The 16,103-nt window shown below is 71.8% G+C and carries 15 protein-coding genes; 4 read left to right on the forward strand and 11 right to left on the reverse strand.

The features are described 5' to 3' along the window. Positions 1–6: 6 nt before the first annotated feature. The gene (locus tag OG410_RS36370) at positions 7–1,443 is read left to right on the forward strand and encodes a benzaldehyde dehydrogenase (RefSeq protein ID WP_329303032.1); all 1,437 of its coding nucleotides are present in this window, start codon (positions 7–9) and stop codon (positions 1,441–1,443) included. A 95-nt stretch (positions 1,444–1,538) separates the two neighbouring features. Here OG410_RS36370 and trxA read toward each other — a convergent pair whose 3' ends face one another. Beyond that, entirely contained in the window at positions 1,539–1,943 is a 405-nt protein-coding gene (trxA, locus tag OG410_RS36375) for a thioredoxin (protein WP_329303033.1), read from the reverse strand. A 119-nt stretch (positions 1,944–2,062) separates the two neighbouring features. Between trxA and OG410_RS36380 the strand changes: the two genes are divergently transcribed. Next, a complete protein-coding gene (locus OG410_RS36380) occupies positions 2,063–3,496 on the forward strand; it encodes a dihydrolipoyl dehydrogenase family protein (RefSeq protein WP_329303034.1) in 1,434 nt (477 codons plus the stop codon). Positions 3,497–3,565: 69 nt separating this feature from the next. Here OG410_RS36380 and OG410_RS36385 read toward each other — a convergent pair whose 3' ends face one another. The 5 genes from OG410_RS36385 to OG410_RS36405 all read right to left on the reverse strand — a co-directional run bounded on the left by OG410_RS36385 (position 3,566) and on the right by OG410_RS36405 (position 7,882). Next, positions 3,566–5,152: an ABC-F family ATP-binding cassette domain-containing protein gene (locus tag OG410_RS36385; RefSeq protein WP_329303035.1), complete on the reverse strand. Its 1,587-nt coding sequence runs from the start codon at positions 5,150–5,152 to the stop codon at positions 3,566–3,568. Positions 5,153–5,485: 333 nt separating this feature from the next. Beyond that, positions 5,486–6,145, reverse strand: coding sequence for a peptide deformylase (locus tag OG410_RS36390; protein ID WP_329303036.1), 660 nt, complete (start codon positions 6,143–6,145; stop codon positions 5,486–5,488). Between the two features lie 293 nt (positions 6,146–6,438). Then, positions 6,439–6,786: a tetratricopeptide repeat protein gene (locus OG410_RS36395; RefSeq protein ID WP_328445410.1), complete on the reverse strand. Its 348-nt coding sequence runs from the start codon at positions 6,784–6,786 to the stop codon at positions 6,439–6,441. 122 nt (positions 6,787–6,908) lie between these two features. Beyond that, positions 6,909–7,349 carry a MarR family transcriptional regulator gene (locus tag OG410_RS36400; RefSeq protein WP_329303037.1) on the reverse strand — a complete coding sequence of 147 codons (441 nt, stop codon included), beginning with the start codon at positions 7,347–7,349 and terminating at the stop codon, positions 6,909–6,911. Positions 7,350–7,351: 2 nt separating this feature from the next. Then, a complete protein-coding gene (locus tag OG410_RS36405) occupies positions 7,352–7,882 on the reverse strand; it encodes a MarR family winged helix-turn-helix transcriptional regulator (protein WP_329303038.1) in 531 nt (176 codons plus the stop codon). 199 nt (positions 7,883–8,081) lie between these two features. On the opposite strand from OG410_RS36405, the gene OG410_RS36410 reads away from it, so the two are divergent. Then, on the forward strand, positions 8,082–9,047 hold the full coding sequence (locus OG410_RS36410) for a pirin family protein (RefSeq protein ID WP_329303039.1): 966 nt from the start codon (positions 8,082–8,084) through the stop codon (positions 9,045–9,047). Between the two features lie 214 nt (positions 9,048–9,261). Here OG410_RS36410 and OG410_RS36415 read toward each other — a convergent pair whose 3' ends face one another. The 3 genes from OG410_RS36415 to OG410_RS36425 all read right to left on the reverse strand — a co-directional run bounded on the left by OG410_RS36415 (position 9,262) and on the right by OG410_RS36425 (position 12,935). Next, the gene (locus OG410_RS36415; protein WP_329304382.1) at positions 9,262–11,034 is read right to left on the reverse strand and encodes an acetyl/propionyl/methylcrotonyl-CoA carboxylase subunit alpha; all 1,773 of its coding nucleotides are present in this window, start codon (positions 11,032–11,034) and stop codon (positions 9,262–9,264) included. A gap of 66 nt (positions 11,035–11,100) precedes the next feature. Then, entirely contained in the window at positions 11,101–11,364 is a 264-nt protein-coding gene (locus OG410_RS36420; protein WP_329303040.1) for an acyl-CoA carboxylase epsilon subunit, read from the reverse strand. Beyond that, positions 11,361–12,935: an acyl-CoA carboxylase subunit beta gene (locus OG410_RS36425; RefSeq protein ID WP_329303041.1), complete on the reverse strand. Its 1,575-nt coding sequence runs from the start codon at positions 12,933–12,935 to the stop codon at positions 11,361–11,363. Before OG410_RS36425 ends, OG410_RS36420 begins: the two co-directional genes overlap by 4 nt. Before the next feature lie 140 nt (positions 12,936–13,075). On the opposite strand from OG410_RS36425, the gene OG410_RS36430 reads away from it, so the two are divergent. Continuing rightward, complete coding sequence (locus OG410_RS36430; protein ID WP_329303042.1) at positions 13,076–13,756, forward strand: TetR/AcrR family transcriptional regulator; 681 nt, start codon at positions 13,076–13,078, stop codon at positions 13,754–13,756. 186 nt (positions 13,757–13,942) lie between these two features. Here OG410_RS36430 and OG410_RS36435 read toward each other — a convergent pair whose 3' ends face one another. Together OG410_RS36435 and OG410_RS36440 are read right to left on the reverse strand one after the other, a co-directional pair. Continuing rightward, positions 13,943–14,926 (reverse strand): TIGR01777 family oxidoreductase, encoded by a 984-nt coding sequence (locus OG410_RS36435; protein WP_329303043.1) that lies wholly within the window; start codon positions 14,924–14,926, stop codon positions 13,943–13,945. Between the two features lie 635 nt (positions 14,927–15,561). Next, a complete protein-coding gene (locus tag OG410_RS36440) occupies positions 15,562–15,990 on the reverse strand; it encodes a hypothetical protein (RefSeq protein WP_329303044.1) in 429 nt (142 codons plus the stop codon). Between the last annotated feature and the right edge of the window lie 113 nt (positions 15,991–16,103).

Below are 16,103 nucleotides of genomic sequence, written 5' to 3' on the forward strand. Positions count from 1 at the left end.
GCCGACATGCCACTGCTCGACCCCACGACCTGGCAGTCCCGCCCGCTCTCGGGCGATGAGCACACCGTCACCGAACCCGCCACCGGCGAGAGCCTCGCCGCCGTCACGCTCGCCGGCGCCGAGGACGTCGCGACCGCCGCGCGGACCGCCCGCGCCGCCCAGACCGAGTGGGCCAAGGCCCCGCACTTCGTCCGCGCCGCCGTACTGCGCCGTGCGGGCGACCTCTTCGCGGCGCACGCCGACGAGCTGCGCGACTGGATCGTGCGGGAGTCCGGCTCCATCCCGGGCAAGGCGGACTTCGAGCTGCACGTCGCCGCCCAGGAGTGCTACGAGGCGGCCGCACTCGCCTCGCGCCCGACGGGCCAGATCCTGCCCTCGGAGGCGCCGCGCCTGTCGTACACGCGCCGCGTCCCGGCCGGCGTCGTGGGCGTGATCGCGCCCTTCAACGCACCGCTGATCCTCTCGATCCGCTCGGTGGCTCCGGCGCTCGCGCTCGGCAACGGCGTCGTCCTGAAGCCGGACCCGCGCACGGCCGTGTGCGGCGGCCTCGCGCTCGGAGCCGTCTTCGCCGAGGCGGGACTGCCGGACGGGCTGCTCCAGGTCCTTCCCGGCGGCCCCGAGACCGGCCGCGCCCTGGTCGCCGACCCCCTGGTCCCGGTCATCTCCTTCACCGGCTCGACCGCCGCGGGACGCGCGGTCGGTGAGGCGGCGGGACGTCATCTCAAGCGCGCGCACCTGGAGTTGGGCGGGAACTCCGCCCTGGTCGTCCTGGCGGACGCCGACATCGAGGCGGTCATCTCCACGGCGGCCTGGGGCTCGTTCTTCCACCAGGGCCAGATCTGCATGACGACCGGCCGCCACCTGGTCCACGCCTCGCTCTACGAGGAGTACGTCGAACGGCTCGCCGCGAAGGCCGACTCGCTGGCCGTCGGCGACCCGCACCGCGAACAGGTCCACCTCGGACCGATCATCGACGACGCCCAACTCACCAAGATCCACGGGCTGGTGGAGTCCAGCACGGCCAACGGCGCGAAGCTCGCGGCGGGCGGCACGTACGACCGGCTCTTCTACCGGCCCACCGTGCTCGCCGGAGTCGACGACACGACCCCGGCGTACGCGGAGGAGGTCTTCGGCCCGGTCGCGCCGGTCCGCTCCTTCACCACCCTCGACGAGGCGGCGGCCCTGGCCTCCGCCGGACCGTACGGCCTCTCCCTGGGCATCGTCACCCGGGACACCGCACGCGGCCTGGACCTCGCCGAGCGCATCCCGACGGGCATCGCCCACATCAACGACCAGACCGTCAACGACGAGGCCGTCGCGCCCTTCGGCGGAACCGCCGCGTCCGGCACCGGCGCCCGCTTCGGCGGCGAGGCCAACCTGGACGCCTTCACCGACCTGCGATGGACGACGGTGCGCGGGGACGTGGCGGGATATCCCTTCTAGGGCTGCGGGAGCTGCGGCGGCCGAGGGCAGCGGCCGGGCGCGCGCACCTGCTCCCCGGACCGTCGCACCCGGTCCCCGGCCCGCCGGGGGCCTGCCTACTCGGTGTCCCCGGCAGGCCCGGCGTTCTCGGCCTGCCCGGCCTGTTGGGCCGCGACCGACTTTCGTACCTCGTCCATGTCCAGCTTCCGGGCCTGCCCGATGACGTCGTCCAGAGCGGCGGCGGGCAGTGCCCCGGGCTGGGCGAAGATCGCGACCTGGTCCCGCACGATCATCAGGGTCGGAATCGACTGGATGTCGAAGGCGGCGGCCAGCTCAGGCTGCGCCTCCGTGTCGACCTTGGCGAAGACCAGGTCGGGGTTGGCCTCGGCGGCCTTCTCGTAGACCGGGGCGAACTGACGGCACGGCCCGCACCAGGACGCCCAGAAGTCGATCAGGACGAACTCGTTGTCCGTGACCGTCTGGTCGAAGTTCTCCTTGGTGAGCTCAACGGTGCTGCTCATTCCATTTCCCTCTTCCTCACGTCCGGGTCATGCCGGTCAGCACAACGCAACCCACCAGGGGCCTATTCCGGGCCCGTACCCGTGTGGCCACGGCGCACACCAGCAACCAGACTGGCCCCATGACGGAAACGGAATCCATCGCGTACGACGTCGTGGTGCTCGGTGCCGGACCCGTGGGGGAGAACGTCGCCGACCGCGCACGCGCCGCCGGCCTCTCCACCGCGGTCGTGGAGAGCGAACTGGTCGGCGGCGAGTGCTCGTACTGGGCGTGCATGCCCAGCAAGGCTCTCCTGCGCCCGGTGATCGCCCGCGCCGACGCCCGCCGCGTACCCGGCCTCGCCGCCGCCGTACAAGGCCCCCTCGACGCCTCCGCGGTGCTCGCCCACCGCGACTGGTTCACCTCCGACTGGAAGGACGACGGCCAGCTCTCCTGGCTGGACGGCATCGGAGCCGACTTCCACCGCGGACACGGCCGGCTCGCCGGACCGCGCACCGTGACGGTCGACGGACCCGACGGCGAACGGCGCCTGCTGACCGCCCGCCACGCGGTCGCGGTCTGCACCGGCACCCGCGCCCAGCTCCCCGACCTGCCGGGCCTCGCCCAGGTCAAACCATGGACGAGCCGCGAGGCCACCAGCGCGCACACCGTGCCCGGACGGCTGATCGTGGTGGGCGGCGGTGTCGTCGCCGCCGAGATGGCCACGGCCTGGCAGGCGCTCGGCTCCCAGGTCACCCTCCTGGTGCGCGGCAAGGGCCTGCTGCCCCGCATGGAGCCCTTCGCCGGGGAACTGGTCGCCGAGGCACTGACCGAGGCGGGCGCGGACGTGCGCACCGGTACCTCGGTGACCGCCGTCTCGCGCGAGGGCTCGACGGTGGTCGCCCTCACGGACACCGGCGACCGTATCGAGGCCGACGAGATCCTCTTCGCGACCGGCCGCGCGCCCCGCACCGACGACATCGGCCTCGACACCGTCGGCCTGGAGCCGGGCAAGTGGATCGAGGTCGACGACAGTCTCCGGGTCATCGGCAGCGCATGGCTGTACGCGGTCGGTGACGTCAACCACCGCGCGCTGCTCACCCATCAGGGCAAGTACCAGGCCCGGATCGCCGGTGCCGCCATCGCCGCCCGTGCCGCGGGAGTGCCTCTGCTGGAGACGGACCCCTGGGGCGCGCACTCCGCCACCGCCGACCACGCGTCCGTCCCGCAGTGCGTCTTCACCGACCCGGAGGCCGCGGCCGTGGGCCTCTCCCTGGCCGAGGCGGAGCAGGCCGGTCACCGGGTCCGGGCCGTGGACGTCGACATGGCTTCGGTGGCCGGCGCCGGACTGTACGCGGACGGCTACCGGGGCAAGGCCCGCATGGTCGTCGACCTCGACCGCGAGATCGTCCTCGGTCTCACCCTGGTCGGCCCTGGCGTCGGCGAGCTCATCCACTCCGCGACCATCGCCGTCGTCGGCCAGGTCCCGGTCGAGCGCCTGTGGCACGCCGTCCCGTCCTACCCGACGGTCAGCGAGGTCTGGCTGAGGCTCCTGGAGGCGTACCGGGACGCGTGAGCCGGGCCTGGCACACAGGCGGCCGCGCCGTGCGGCGTGCCGCCTGTGTGCCGTCGTACGGCCGGCGCGTCAGGCCAGGGACACCAGTTCCCGGTACTCCTCGCTCCACAGGTCCTCGTTCGCGTCCGGGAGCAGCAGCACCCGGTCCGGGCGCAGGGCGTCGACGGCTCCCTCGTCGTGGGTGACCATGACGAGCGCGCCCGGACAGGTGGCCACCGCCGCCAGGACCTCGGCGCGGGAGGCGGGGTCCAGGTTGTTGGTGGGTTCGTCCAGGAGGAGCACGTTCGCGCCCGAGTGGACGAGCCCCGCCAGGGCGAGCCTGGTCTTCTCTCCGCCGGAGAGGACGCCGACCCGTTTGCCGGCGTCGTCGCCCGTGAACAGGAACGAGCCGAGCACCCCTCGTACCTCCCCGTCGCCGAGGTGCGGCGCGGCGGTGGCGAGATGGTCCCGGACCGTTCCGGCGGGGTCCAGCGTGTCGTGCTCCTGCGCGAAGTAGCCGAGACGCAGCCCGTGTCCGCGCACGACCCGCCCGCTGTCCGGGCTCTCGTGCCCGGCGAGCAGCCGCAGCAGCGTCGTCTTGCCCGAGCCGTTCGGGCCGAGGATCACCAGCCGGCTGCCCCGGTCGACGGCGAGGTCGACGCCGCCGAGGACGCGCAGATCGCCGTACGACTTGGTCAGCGCGACCGCCCCGAGCGGCACGCGTCCGCACGGGGCCGGTTCGGGCAGCCGGATCCTGGCGACCTTCTCCGCCCGCCGGACCGGTTCCAGTCCTGCGAGCAGGCGGTCGGCGCGGCGGTCCATGTTCCTGGCGGCCACGGCCGTCGCCACATGCGCGCGCATCTTGTCGGCCTGCGCGTGCAGCGCCGCCGCCTTGCGTTCGGCGTTGGCGCGCTCCCGGGACCGGCGTCGCTCGTCGGCGTCGCGCCGGGTGAGGTAGGCCGCCCAGCCGGTGTTGTGGACGTCGAGCGTGGCGCGGTGCGGGTCCAGGTGGAAGACGCGGTTGACCACGTCGGCCAGCAGGGAGGTGTCGTGACTGATGAGAACGAGCCCTGCCTGACGGCTTGCCAGGAACCCGCGGAGCCAGGCGATCGAGTCCGCGTCCAGGTGGTTCGTCGGCTCGTCGAGGAGCAGGGTGCCGTCGTCCGCGAACAGGATGCGGGCGAGCTCGACCCGTCGTCGCTGCCCGCCGGACAGGGTGCCGATGCACTGGTCCATCACCCGGGCCGGCAGACCGAGTCCGGCGGCGACCCGGGCCGCCTCGGCCTCGGCCGCGTACCCGCCGCGCGCCTGGAACTCGGCCTCGGCGCGCGCGTAGGCGTTCATCGCACGGTCGGATCCGTCGGCCATCGCGGTCTCTGCCGCCCGCAGGGCCCGTACGGCACGGTCGAGGCCCCGGGCCGACAGGATCCGCGCGGTGACCGTGACCGCGGGGTCCGCGGCGGCCGGGTCCTGGGCGAGGTGACCGACCGCCCCGGTACGGGAGACGGAACCGGCGGCGGGACGCCGCAGCCCCGCGAGGGTGCTCAGAAGGGTGGTCTTGCCGGAGCCGTTACGGCCGACCAGGCCGATGCGGTCGCCGGGGGAGACGGTGAAGGAGATGCCGGAAAGCAGCAGACGCGCGCCGACGCGCACATCGACACCGCGAACGGTGATCATGGGAGAACGCTCCAGAAGTCAATCGGCTCAAGGACACACGGGTGGCGTGGAAGCGGGTCCTGGAGCTAAGAGACGCGGGGCGTAGACATGCCCGCAGGCTAGCCGAGCCGGAGTCGGGGCGCCTGCGATTTTCCGCCGGGAGCCCCGGCGCGGGACCGATGGGCGCGGTGCGGTGCGGTGCGGCGAGCGTCTGCCGGGGGATCCCGGCCGTCGGCTCGGCAGGGCGAAGCGGCGGTCTGATGGTGGTGCCCGAAGCCGGACGTGGAACCGAGGGCTGGGCCCGGACCCCGAGGGCGGGCCGTGATGCCCAGAACCGCAGGGGCCGTGCCGGCATCAGTCCGGCAGGGTGAAGCCCAGAACGTCGGCCGCGCGTTCCGGCGTCGGCTGGGACCAGAGTTCCGCCGCCGCCTGGTTCGAGGACAGCGAGCGCAGCTCCGCGCGGTCGAGGTACAGCATGCCGTCCAAGTGGTCCGTCTCGTGCTGGACGATGCGTGCGGGCCAGCCGCCGAACACCTCGTCGACCGCTCGCCCGTGTTCGTCGAGCGCCGTCAGCCGCACCTCGGTGTGCCGGGCCACCACGGCCTGCCAGCCCGGCACGCTCAGACAGCCCTCGAAGAACGCCACCCGGCCCGGACCGATCCCCTCGTACGAGGGATTGACCAGCACCCGGAACGGCTGCGGCTCCCGCCCCCGGACGAGGCGCACCTCGTCCGAGACCGGCGCCGGGTCCTCGATGACGGCGATCCGCAGCGGCACGCCGACCTGCGGCGCGGCGAGTCCGACACCCGGTGCCGCGTGCATCGTGGCGCGCAGGGCGGCCACGAACCGGGCCAGCAGTGCCGGGTCCAGCTGCCCGTCGAACGGCTCCGTGCCCCGGCGCAGCACGGGGTCACCGGCCGCGACGATCGGCAACGGACCCTCGTGGCCGAGGAGTTCCTCGACCATGTCGCTCAGGGTGATGCGCGGGGCGCTGCGGTCTCGCTCGGATGCCATCACGCCAGGATGCCAAGCCGGACCGGGGCGATCGAGGCGGCACGGGGGGAGCCCAGCGACTTTCCTCGTGTGGCTCCGGTCACGTGCCGGCCCGGCCGCTCGCCCGAGCGCTCGTCCGTCCTCCCGCGCGGCACGCGGAGGGGCCGCGCGGCACGCGGAGGGGAGTGCCGGCCCGGCCGTCCGCCCGCACAGCACGCGGGAAGGCCGGTCACCGAGGCGACCGGCCTTCCCGTGCGGAACCCCGAACCCGCGACCGCCGGGCCGGATCGGATCCGCGCCGGATCCGATCCGGATCAGGCTTGTCCGAAGTCGCCTCCGAGCGCGGACGCGATCCGCAGGTGCGACGCGGCCTCGTCGGGGCGGCCGAGGCGCTGGAGTGTGCGCCCCAGCATCAGCCGGGCGTAGTGCTCGACCGGATCGAGCTCCACGAGGGTGCGCAACTCGGCTTCGGCGCGGCGCAGTTGGGCCGAGTGGTAGTAGGAACGCGCCAGCAGCAGCCGGGGTCCTGTCTGCTCCGGCACCTCCTCGACCAGTCCGTCCAGCACGCGTGCCGCCGCGGAGTAGTCCTTGGCCTCGAAGAACATCCGCGCCCGCTCCCAGCGCTCCGCGGCCGTCCCGTGGTCGTAGTACGTCGTGTCCACCACTGACCTCCTTCGAAGGCCCACAACCGTGGCAGTTGGTTGAATATTCCACGAGCTTGCGGGGGTCCGAGGCGCTTCGAGGTGGCGGCTCCGGGTTGGGGTCCCGGCAGTGGTCCGGGCCGTTACGCGTCGGCGAGTTCCGCGTTGGCCCGCTCCGTCACGAGGGCCAGTACGCGCCCGGCGGTGGCCAGGTCCTCGGCCGGGATCCCGGCGTACACCCGGGCCGCGATCGCGTCGCCCGCGCTGCGGATCGACGCGGACAGTTCCCGGCCGCCGTCCGTCAGGGATACCTGTCCGGGAGCCGGCTCCTCCAGGAGCCCCAGCGCCGTCAGTTCCTCGACGGTCCGCCGGGCCGCCGACTCCTCGATCTTCAGGCCGTCGGTGAGCCGGCCCACGACCCGTGCCCGCTCGACGGACCCGCCGTTGTCGGGCGCGGCGCGCAGGGCCACCGACTGCTCGAAGGTGGTGCCGCTGCGGGCCAGCACCCGCTCCAGGGCGGCCCGGCCCGCGTAGTGGGCGAGGCCGATGACCTGGCCGTTGACAGGGGGAACAGAGGTGGTCATGACTACTCCTCGGGTGAGAACTCTTCGGAGGACGGTGGAGCCACGCCGGAACGCGGCCCGGCTCCGGTGTGCGGATCGAGCGGTACGTCGAGCAGGACGGCCAGCTCGCGGCTGAACGCCCGCGTGCGGTCGCCGCCGAGGCCGCCCAGTGGTTCGAGAAGCTGCTCCAGAAGGCCCTGGACCACGGTGATGGCGTGGAGGGCGATCTCGCGCCCGTCGTCGGTGAGGGTCAGCCGCACCGCCCGGGGGTCCGCCGGATCCCGGGTGCGGTCGAGACGGCCGGCCGTCTCCAGGGCACGGGCCAGCTTCGAGACGTAGAGCGGTTCGAGTCCGGTGTGGTCGGCGAGCTCGCGCTGACTGGGCCGCCGCCCGCCCCGGTTGAGGCTGTACAGCGAGGCGATCAGCGCGTACTGCGCGTGTGTCAGGCCCAGCGGGCCCACCGCCCGGTCCACGGCGACGCGCCACTTCATCGACAGGCGCCAGACGAGGAAACCGGGGGTCGCGTTCTCGGAGGCCGACTTCGCTGTACTCATGCAAGAAACAGTACATGGCTACTATGTTCATGGCTACTATATGTACGGACCTCGTCTTCGGCCCCCGAACGGCCCGGTCGCGGCGTACGGACCCGGGGGCCGGACTCCCGGGGCGCCGCGCCGGTTCTGAGCCAAGTGCCCCTCGATGGACGTATCGATGACCTGACGAGCGGCCACCGACGGGTCTAGGTTGTGGGCCATGAGCAATCTTGATCGGGAGGCGGTTCCCGCCGCCTGCGGCGGCCGCGGGTTCGTGGTGGCCGAGCCGGTGCGCGAACTTCTCAGCCCCCGCCGGGTCAAGCTCGGCGAGTCGACCGAGGTCCGCCGTCTGCTGCCCAATCTGGGCCGGCGCATGGTCGGCGCGTGGTGCTTCGTCGATCACTACGGGCCGGACGACATCGCCGACGAGCCCGGCATGCAGGTCCCGCCGCACCCGCACATGGGCCTGCAGACCGTCAGCTGGCTGCACGAGGGCGAGGTGCTGCACCGCGACTCCACGGGCAGCCTCCAGACGATCCGCCCGCGCGAACTCGGCCTCATGACCTCGGGCCGCGCCATCAGCCATTCCGAGGAGAGCCCCCGCGCGCACTCCCGTCTGCTGCACGGCGCGCAGCTCTGGGTCGCGCTGCCGGACAGCCACCGGCACACCGACCCGCACTTCGAGCACCACGCCGAGCTGCCCGTCGTCACCGCCCCCGGCCTGCGGGCCACACTCCTGCTGGGCACGCTCGACGGCACGGCCTCGCCCGGTACGACGTACACGCCGATCGTCGGCGCCGACCTGGCCCTCGCGAGCGGCGCGGACGTCCGCCTGCCGCTAGAGCCCGACTTCGAGTACGCCGTTCTCGTGATGTCCGGCGAGGCCCGGGTCGACGGCGTGCCGGTGGTCCCGGGCTCCATGCTCTACCTCGGCTGCGGACGTACGGAACTTCCGCTGCGCGCCACGACGGACGCGGGCCTCATGCTCCTGGGCGGCGAGCCGTTCGAGGAGGAGCTGATCATGTGGTGGAACTTCATCGGGCGCACCCAGGCCGACATCGAACAGGCCCGCGAGGACTGGGCCAAGGGTGCACGCTTCGGTGAGGTGAAGGGGTACGACGGCGCGCCGCTGTCCGCCCCGGAACTTCCCCCGCTGCCGCTGAAGCCGCGGGGACGCTTGCGCTGAGCCGCGATGGTGGGACCACGGTGCGGAGCGACGACGGTGGCGGCACCTCCCACTCGCCGACGTCCTCCGCGCGCCAGGTCTCCGCGCCAGGTCTCCGCCCGCCCGGTCTCCGGGCGGGCGGAAGGGTTCGTCGGCCTACGGGTTCGTCGGACTCGCGGAGTCGTCGGACGCACAGAGTCGTCAGACCCACGGATTCGTCAGACCCGCGGATTCGTCAGTCCTTGATCTCGCAGATGGGGGCGCCGGAGGTGACGGAGGCGCCGACCTCGGCGCTCAGGCCCTTGACGGTGCCGGAGCGGTGGGCGTTCAGCGGCTGTTCCATCTTCATGGCCTCGAGGACGACGATGAGGTCGCCCTCCTTGACCTCCTGGCCCTCCTCGACGGCCACCTTGACGATGGTGCCCTGCATCGGGGAGGCGAGGGTGTCGCCGGAGGCGGCCGGGCCGGACTTCTTGGCGGCCCGGCGCTTGGGCTTGGCGCCGGCGGCCAGACCGGTGCGGGCCAGCGACATGCCCAGCGAGACGGGCAGCGAGACCTCCAGGCGCTTGCCGCCGACCTCGACGACCACCGTCTCGCGGCCGGGCTCGTCGTCGTTCTCGGTGTCGGCCGGGGCGGCGAACGGCTTGATCTCGTTGACGAACTCGGTCTCGATCCACCGGGTGTGGACCGTGAACGGGTCCTGCGAGCCGGTCAGCTCGGGGGCGAACGCCGGGTCGGTGACCACCGCGCGGTGGAAGGGGATCGCGGTGGCCATGCCCTCGACCTGGAACTCCGCCAGCGCGCGGGCGGCCCGCTGCAGGGCCTGCTCGCGGGTGGCACCGGTGACGATCAGCTTGGCGAGCAGCGAGTCCCAGGCCGGGCCGATCACGGAGCCGGACTCGACGCCCGCGTCCAGCCGCACCCCGGGGCCGGACGGCGCCGCGAAGGCGGTGACGGTGCCGGGAGCGGGCAAAAAGCCCCGGCCCGGGTCCTCGCCGTTGATACGGAACTCGATGGAGTGCCCGCGCAGTTCGGGATCGCCGTAGCCCAGGGCCTCACCGTCGGCGATACGGAACATCTCCCGGACCAGGTCGATGCCGGCGACCTCCTCGGTGACCGGGTGCTCGACCTGCAGACGGGTGTTGACCTCCAGGAAGGAGATCGTGCCGTCCTGGCCGACCAGGAACTCCACGGTTCCCGCACCGACGTAGCCGGCCTCCTTCAGGATCGCCTTGGACGACGCGTACAGCTCGTCCACCTGCGCCGGGGTCAGGAACGGCGCGGGGGCCTCCTCGACCAGCTTCTGGTGGCGGCGCTGCAGCGAACAGTCACGGGTGGAGACGACGACCACGTTGCCGTGGCTGTCGGCCAGACACTGCGTCTCCACATGGCGGGGCTTGTCCAGGTAGCGCTCCACGAAGCACTCACCGCGCCCGAAGGCCGCGACCGCCTCCCGCACCGCCGACTCGTACAGCTCCGGCACCTCCTGCAGCGTCCGGGCCACCTTCAGACCCCGCCCGCCGCCACCGAAGGCGGCCTTGATCGCGATCGGCAGACCGTGCTGCTCGGCGAACGCGACGACCTCCTCGGCACCCGCAACCGGGTCCGGGGTGCCGGCCACCAGCGGCGCGCCGGCGCGCTGCGCGATGTGCCGGGCGGCGACCTTGTCGCCCAGGTCGCGGATCGCCTGCGGCGGCGGGCCGATCCAGATCAGCCCGGCGTCCAGGACGGCCTGGGCGAAGTCCGCGTTCTCCGAAAGGAAGCCGTAACCCGGATGGATGGCATCCGCGCCCGAGTCCTTGGCGGCCTGCAGCACCTTGGCGAAGTCCAGGTAACTGGAGGCCGGAGTGTCACCGCCCAGCGCGAACGCCTCGTCCGCCGCACGGACATGCAGAGCGTCCCGGTCCGGTTCCGCATACACGGCAACGCTCGCGATCCCGGCATCCCGACATGCTCGGGCCACGCGGACAGCGATTTCGCCACGGTTGGCGATGAGGATCTTCCTCAGCATGCGGGCTCCAGGGTGTTCTGCTCGTGCTGATGCGGGGTGGTCATGGTGTCTCCGTCGGGATGGTCAGCGATGACGCGCCGAGGCGCGCCAGCCGTCGGGTCCGGGGGAATGCGCAGTGCGCAGTCGATGCTCCGGTGAGGCCCAGCCGTCGGGGCGGCGGGCGACGGGGGCGGCGGCCGCCGGGCGGCTGACGGCCAGGGCCGCGACCAGGGCGGCCAGCTCCTCGGGCGTGGGAGCGCCGGCCCTGATCACCAGTCGCGGGCTCGCCAGGGGTGTGGCCGTCGTGGCGGGGGCGCGGTCCACGGCCGAACGCGTCGTGGCCGTCACAGCGGGATGTTGCCGTGCTTCTTGGGGGGCAGTGATGCCCGCTTGGTGCGGAGCTGGCGCAGGCCGCGGACGAGGTGGGCGCGGGTCTGGGAGGGCATGACGACGGCGTCGATGTAGCCGCGTTCGGCGGCGGTGTAGGGGTTGAGGAGGGTGTCCTCGTACTCCTGGATGAGGCGGGCGCGGGTGGCGTCCTGGTCCTCGGCGGCCGCGATGGTGCGGCGGTGCAGGATGTTGACCGCGCCCTGGGCGCCCATGACGGCGATCTGGGCGGTGGGCCAGGCGAGGTTGAGGTCGGCGCCCAGGTGCTTGGAGCCCATGACGTCGTAGGCGCCGCCGAAGGCCTTGCGGGTGATGATGGTGATCAGCGGGACGGTGGCCTCGGCGTAGGCGTAGATCAGTTTGGCGCCGCGGCGGATGATGCCGGTGTGTTCCTGGTCGACGCCGGGCAGGAAGCCGGGCACGTCGACGAAGGTCAGCACGGGCACGTTGAAGGCGTCGCAGGTGCGCACGAAGCGGGCGGCCTTCTCGCTGGCGTCGATGTCCAGGCAGCCGGCGAACTGCATCGGCTGGTTGGCGACGATGCCCACCGGGTGGCCCTCGACGCGGCCGAAGCCGGTGAGGATGTTGGGGGCGAACAGGGCCTGGGTCTCGAAGAACTCGGCGTCGTCCAGGGCGTGTTCGATGACGGTGTGCATGTCGTAGGGCTGGTTCGCGCTGTCCGGCACGATGGTGTCCAGCTCGCGGTCCTCGTCGGTGGGGGTGAGGTCCGCCTCCTCGGGGAAGACCGGGGGTTCGCTGAGGTTGTTGGACGGCAGGTAGGACAGCAGCTGTTTGACGTACTCGATGGCGTCTTTTTCGTCGCCGGCCATGTGGTGGGCCACGCCGGAGACGGCGTTGTGGGTGCGGGCGCCGCCCAGTTCCTCGAAGCCGACGTCCTCGCCGGTGACGGTCTTGATGACGTCGGGGCCGGTGATGAACATGTGCGAGGTCTGGTCGACCATGACCGTGAAGTCGGTGATGGCGGGGGAGTAGACCGCGCCGCCCGCGCACGGGCCGACGACCAGGCTGATCTGCGGGATGACACCGGAGGCGTGGGTGTTGCGGCGGAAGATCTCGCCGTACATGCCCAGGGCGCTGACGCCCTCCTGGATCCGGGCGCCGCCGGAGTCGTTGATGCCGATGACCGGGCAGCCGGTCTTGAGCGCGAAGTCCATCACCTTCATGATCTTCTGGCCGAAGACCTCGCCGAGGGCGCCGCCGAACACGGTGAAGTCCTGGGAGAACACCGCGACGGGGCGGCCGTCGACGGTGCCGTAGCCGGTGACCACACCGTCGCCGTAGGGGCGGTTGTGCTCCAGGCCGAAGTCGGTCGAGCGGTGCCGCGCGAACTCGTCGAACTCGACGAAGGAGGCGTCGTCCATCAGCAGTTCGATGCGCTCACGAGCCGTCAGCTTGCCCTTGGCGTGCTGCTTTTCGACGGCGCGCTCCGAGCCGGCGTGCGTCGCTTCCTGGATGCGGCGCTGCAGATCCGCGAGCTTGCCCGCGGTGGTGTGGATGTCGATGTCGTTCATGACGCGTGATGTTTCCCGTTCGTCAGAAGGTTCGAGGGCCACTGCACCTCCTCGGTACTCAATCTCTGATCGACGGTACGCAGTACCATTCAGGAAGGCAAGTGGCCTCCGAAGGCCGAGACGGGGAAAGATGGGCGATCATGAGCAAGCCATCCGCGCGGTCCCGACTCGCAGACTCCGCCTTCGCGCTCTTCGACGAGCGCGGATACGAGCAGACGACCGTCGACGACATCGCCGAACGCGCCGGGCTGGGACGTACGACGTTCTTCCGGCACTACCGGTCCAAGGAAGACGTGATCTTCCCCGACCACGACCGGCTCCTCGACCTGATCAGGGACAGGCTGGCGACCTCGAGCCACAGCACCGCCCTGGTCGCCGTCTCCGACGCGGTCCGCCTGGTGCTGCTGCACTACCTCGACGAAGGCGATCTCGCGCGCCGGCGGTACATGCTCACCAGCAAGGTGGCCGCCCTCCGCGACCGCGAGATCGCCAGTGTGGCGCGCTACCAGCGACTGTTCCGTGAGTTCATCGGGGACTGGATGGGCGACGAGGCCAAGTCGGCGTCACTCAGGGCCGAGCTGATGTCGGCCGCGGTGGTCGCGGCCCACAACCACGTGCTCCGCCGCTGGCTCCGTGGGGAGACCACGGATCCGGTCGGTGAGGTGGACGAGGCGATGCGTGATGTGCTCGCGCTCTTCCCGACGGGCGGCTCGCCGACGAGCGGAGCCGGCACCACGGTCGTCGCCTTCCGCACCGGGCAGGACATCGACGCCCTGCTGCCCTCGCTGCGGCGACTTGTCGAGGGCGGGGCCGAATACTGAGGGCCGCCCTGTTGGGGGAGGCGCGATGAGTCGCCGCGTGCCAGGTGCCTTGCGGTGCGGACGGCTGCACCGTCGACGACGAGGTCTGTCGCTGTTCGGTCGACAGCTTCATGCGTGACTGGGCGCCTGCACGTCTGCGACGGCAATTGCGGAGCCCCTCGCAGCGCGACAAGCCGCGGAACTCCGCTATACAGCGCGGTTCGATTCACGGGCCCGACCCGATGCCGCACGAACCGGCCTGGCCCGCTGTACGAGGGACGTAGCAGCGCTCTCCCAGTCGGGATACGCGAAAGCGAACCCGGCTGCGCGCAGCCGCCCCGGCACCACCCGACGGCTCTTGAACAGCAACTCCGTGTCCGAGCGCAGCGCGAACGCCCCCAACTCGGCCATCCAGCGCGTCGCCGGCAGCCCCACCGGGACGCCCCAGGCCGTTCGCAGCGCCTCCATGAAGTCGCGGTGCGGAAGGGGCCCGGGCGAGGCGAGATTCACCGGCCCATCGAGGTCGTCCCGGGCGATCAGGAACTCCACCGCTCGCACGAAGTCCTTGTCGTGGATCCAGGAGACGTACTGCGCGCCGCCGGCCACCGGACCGCCCAGCCCGAAGCGCGCCAGCCGCGAGAGTACGTCGAACACACCGCCCCGATCGGGGCTCATGACCATCGCCGAGCGCAGTGCCACCTTGCGGGTCGTGGGAGTCGGCGCCTCGGCCTGCGCCCGCTCCCAGTTCCTTGCGATCTCGACGCTGTACGCCCAGTAGTCCGGCACCCCGGCCTCCGAGCCGCCGATCACCCCGGTCGCCTCGTCGTGTGCCGCGTCGAAGCTGTGGGCGTAGACCGTCGCCGTACTCATCTGCAGCCAGACGCGCGGTGGCCGCGCGGCGGCGGCGATCGCCTCGCCGACCACCCGCGCCGAATCCACGCGGGAGTCCATCATGGCTTGCAGGTTCTCGGCGGTGTAGCGGCAGGAGACGCTGCGTCCGGCCAGGTTGATCACGACATCGCAGCCGTCGATCGCCGCGGCCCAGCGGCCGAGCGTGGCCCCGTCCCATCCGATGTCGCGCGCCCGCACGGGACGCCGGGTCACTACCGTGACCTCGTGTCCGGCCGCCGTCAGCGCGCGGTCGAGAATCGTGCCCACCTGTCCGGTTCCCCCGGGCAGCACTACCTTCATCGAACCCCCTCGGCTTCGCTCGGCATCAGCGTAGTCCCTTATTTTGAACGTGTTCAACTTGAGGGTCCGGTGTACGTCAGGGCGAGGCGGCCGACACGGGCGGGCGGCCCCGGACGGCTACGGCAACGTCCGTCGGTACGTCAGCTTCGTCCTTCGCGGCAAGTCCCAGCCGGTCGGACCTCGACCGCCATCGGCCCGCGCTGTCACTCGCTGGATCCTCACCCCCACGTCCCGTCCGAGGGTGACCGGCTCCAGCTCGAATCCGGTACCGACCAACTGCCCCGAGCCGGAAGCCCTCACATGGGACGTGCGTTCCTTCGGCCGCATGCTCCCCACCTGCCGGCGACCAACCGCAGGAGTGGACCGAAGCGGACATCGCCACCTGCCTGCCCAGCCTCCAGCGGGCCGCCCGGCACCTCGACCACGACCCCGACCACCTCACCCGAACCCTCCGCCGGGGACCCGCCCGCGTCCAGCGCCATCCCGAACTCATCGACGGCTGCCTCACCGAGACCGGACCGACCCTCACCCCAGACCACCCGAAGCCAATCCGAAAAGGTCAGTGATAGGACTTGTCCGGCCGGTCAAGTGGCAGAGGCAGATGGAGACGGCGGTCCTGTTTTGTCTGCCGAGGGTTACAGAGGTGCCAACTCCACCCTGCCGGTGAACCGGCCACCCACTTGATCGGCGAGCCAATGGGCGCGGGCGGTCTGGTCGCCGTTCCGGTCCCGGACGTGCGACGGCTCGTCCTGGTAGAGGTCCCGGGAATTCACGGTGAGCGTGAGGTACGCGTACTTCTGCGAGATCGCTTCCAGTCCCGCTTCGGGAACCGCGGGCCATGCGTCCAGATCCCACCGAACAGCCGCGGGATCGGCCCCCAGAGCGGCGATGAAGGGCTCGGCACGGTCCAGCGGACGACACCAGTCGAAAACTCGGATCGGCAGACAGCCCGCAGGGTTGTCGCCGGCCTCCGACGAACCGTGCTCCTCTCCGGCCGCCGCCCACCATGTGAGGCCGGGCAGTACGTGCCGTACTTGCGTCAGGACTTCCGGCGACCTGATCACGGCTTCGAAGTCGACCTCTGCCTGACCGATGTCTGCGATGCCCGGCAGCCCCTGCCACAGGGGTCTTTGCCATGGCTCGGACGCTTCCGGAGCAGGACTTGCCAGGCGCCACG

This window comes from Streptomyces sp. NBC_00659 (assembly GCF_036226925.1).
Classification (GTDB): domain Bacteria; phylum Actinomycetota; class Actinomycetes; order Streptomycetales; family Streptomycetaceae; genus Streptomyces.

Bases quoted from the DNA above. Each gene is read 5' to 3' on its own strand.
- OG410_RS36370 (WP_329303032.1), top strand. From the start codon at position 7: ATGCCACTGCTCGACCCCACGACCTGGCAGTCCCGCCCGCTCTCGGGC.
- trxA (WP_329303033.1), bottom strand. From the start codon at position 1,943: ATGAGCAGCACCGTTGAGCTCACCAAGGAGAACTTCGACCAGACGGTC.
- OG410_RS36380 (WP_329303034.1), top strand. From the start codon at position 2,063: ATGACGGAAACGGAATCCATCGCGTACGACGTCGTGGTGCTCGGTGCC.
- OG410_RS36385 (WP_329303035.1), bottom strand. From the start codon at position 5,152: ATGATCACCGTTCGCGGTGTCGATGTGCGCGTCGGCGCGCGTCTGCTG.
- OG410_RS36390 (WP_329303036.1), bottom strand. From the start codon at position 6,145: ATGGCATCCGAGCGAGACCGCAGCGCCCCGCGCATCACCCTGAGCGAC.
- OG410_RS36400 (WP_329303037.1), bottom strand. From the start codon at position 7,349: ATGACCACCTCTGTTCCCCCTGTCAACGGCCAGGTCATCGGCCTCGCC.
- OG410_RS36405 (WP_329303038.1), bottom strand. From the start codon at position 7,882: ATGAGTACAGCGAAGTCGGCCTCCGAGAACGCGACCCCCGGTTTCCTC.
- OG410_RS36410 (WP_329303039.1), top strand. From the start codon at position 8,082: ATGAGCAATCTTGATCGGGAGGCGGTTCCCGCCGCCTGCGGCGGCCGC.
- OG410_RS36425 (WP_329303041.1), bottom strand. From the start codon at position 12,935: ATGAACGACATCGACATCCACACCACCGCGGGCAAGCTCGCGGATCTG.
- OG410_RS36430 (WP_329303042.1), top strand. From the start codon at position 13,076: ATGAGCAAGCCATCCGCGCGGTCCCGACTCGCAGACTCCGCCTTCGCG.
- OG410_RS36435 (WP_329303043.1), bottom strand. From the start codon at position 14,926: ATGAAGGTAGTGCTGCCCGGGGGAACCGGACAGGTGGGCACGATTCTC.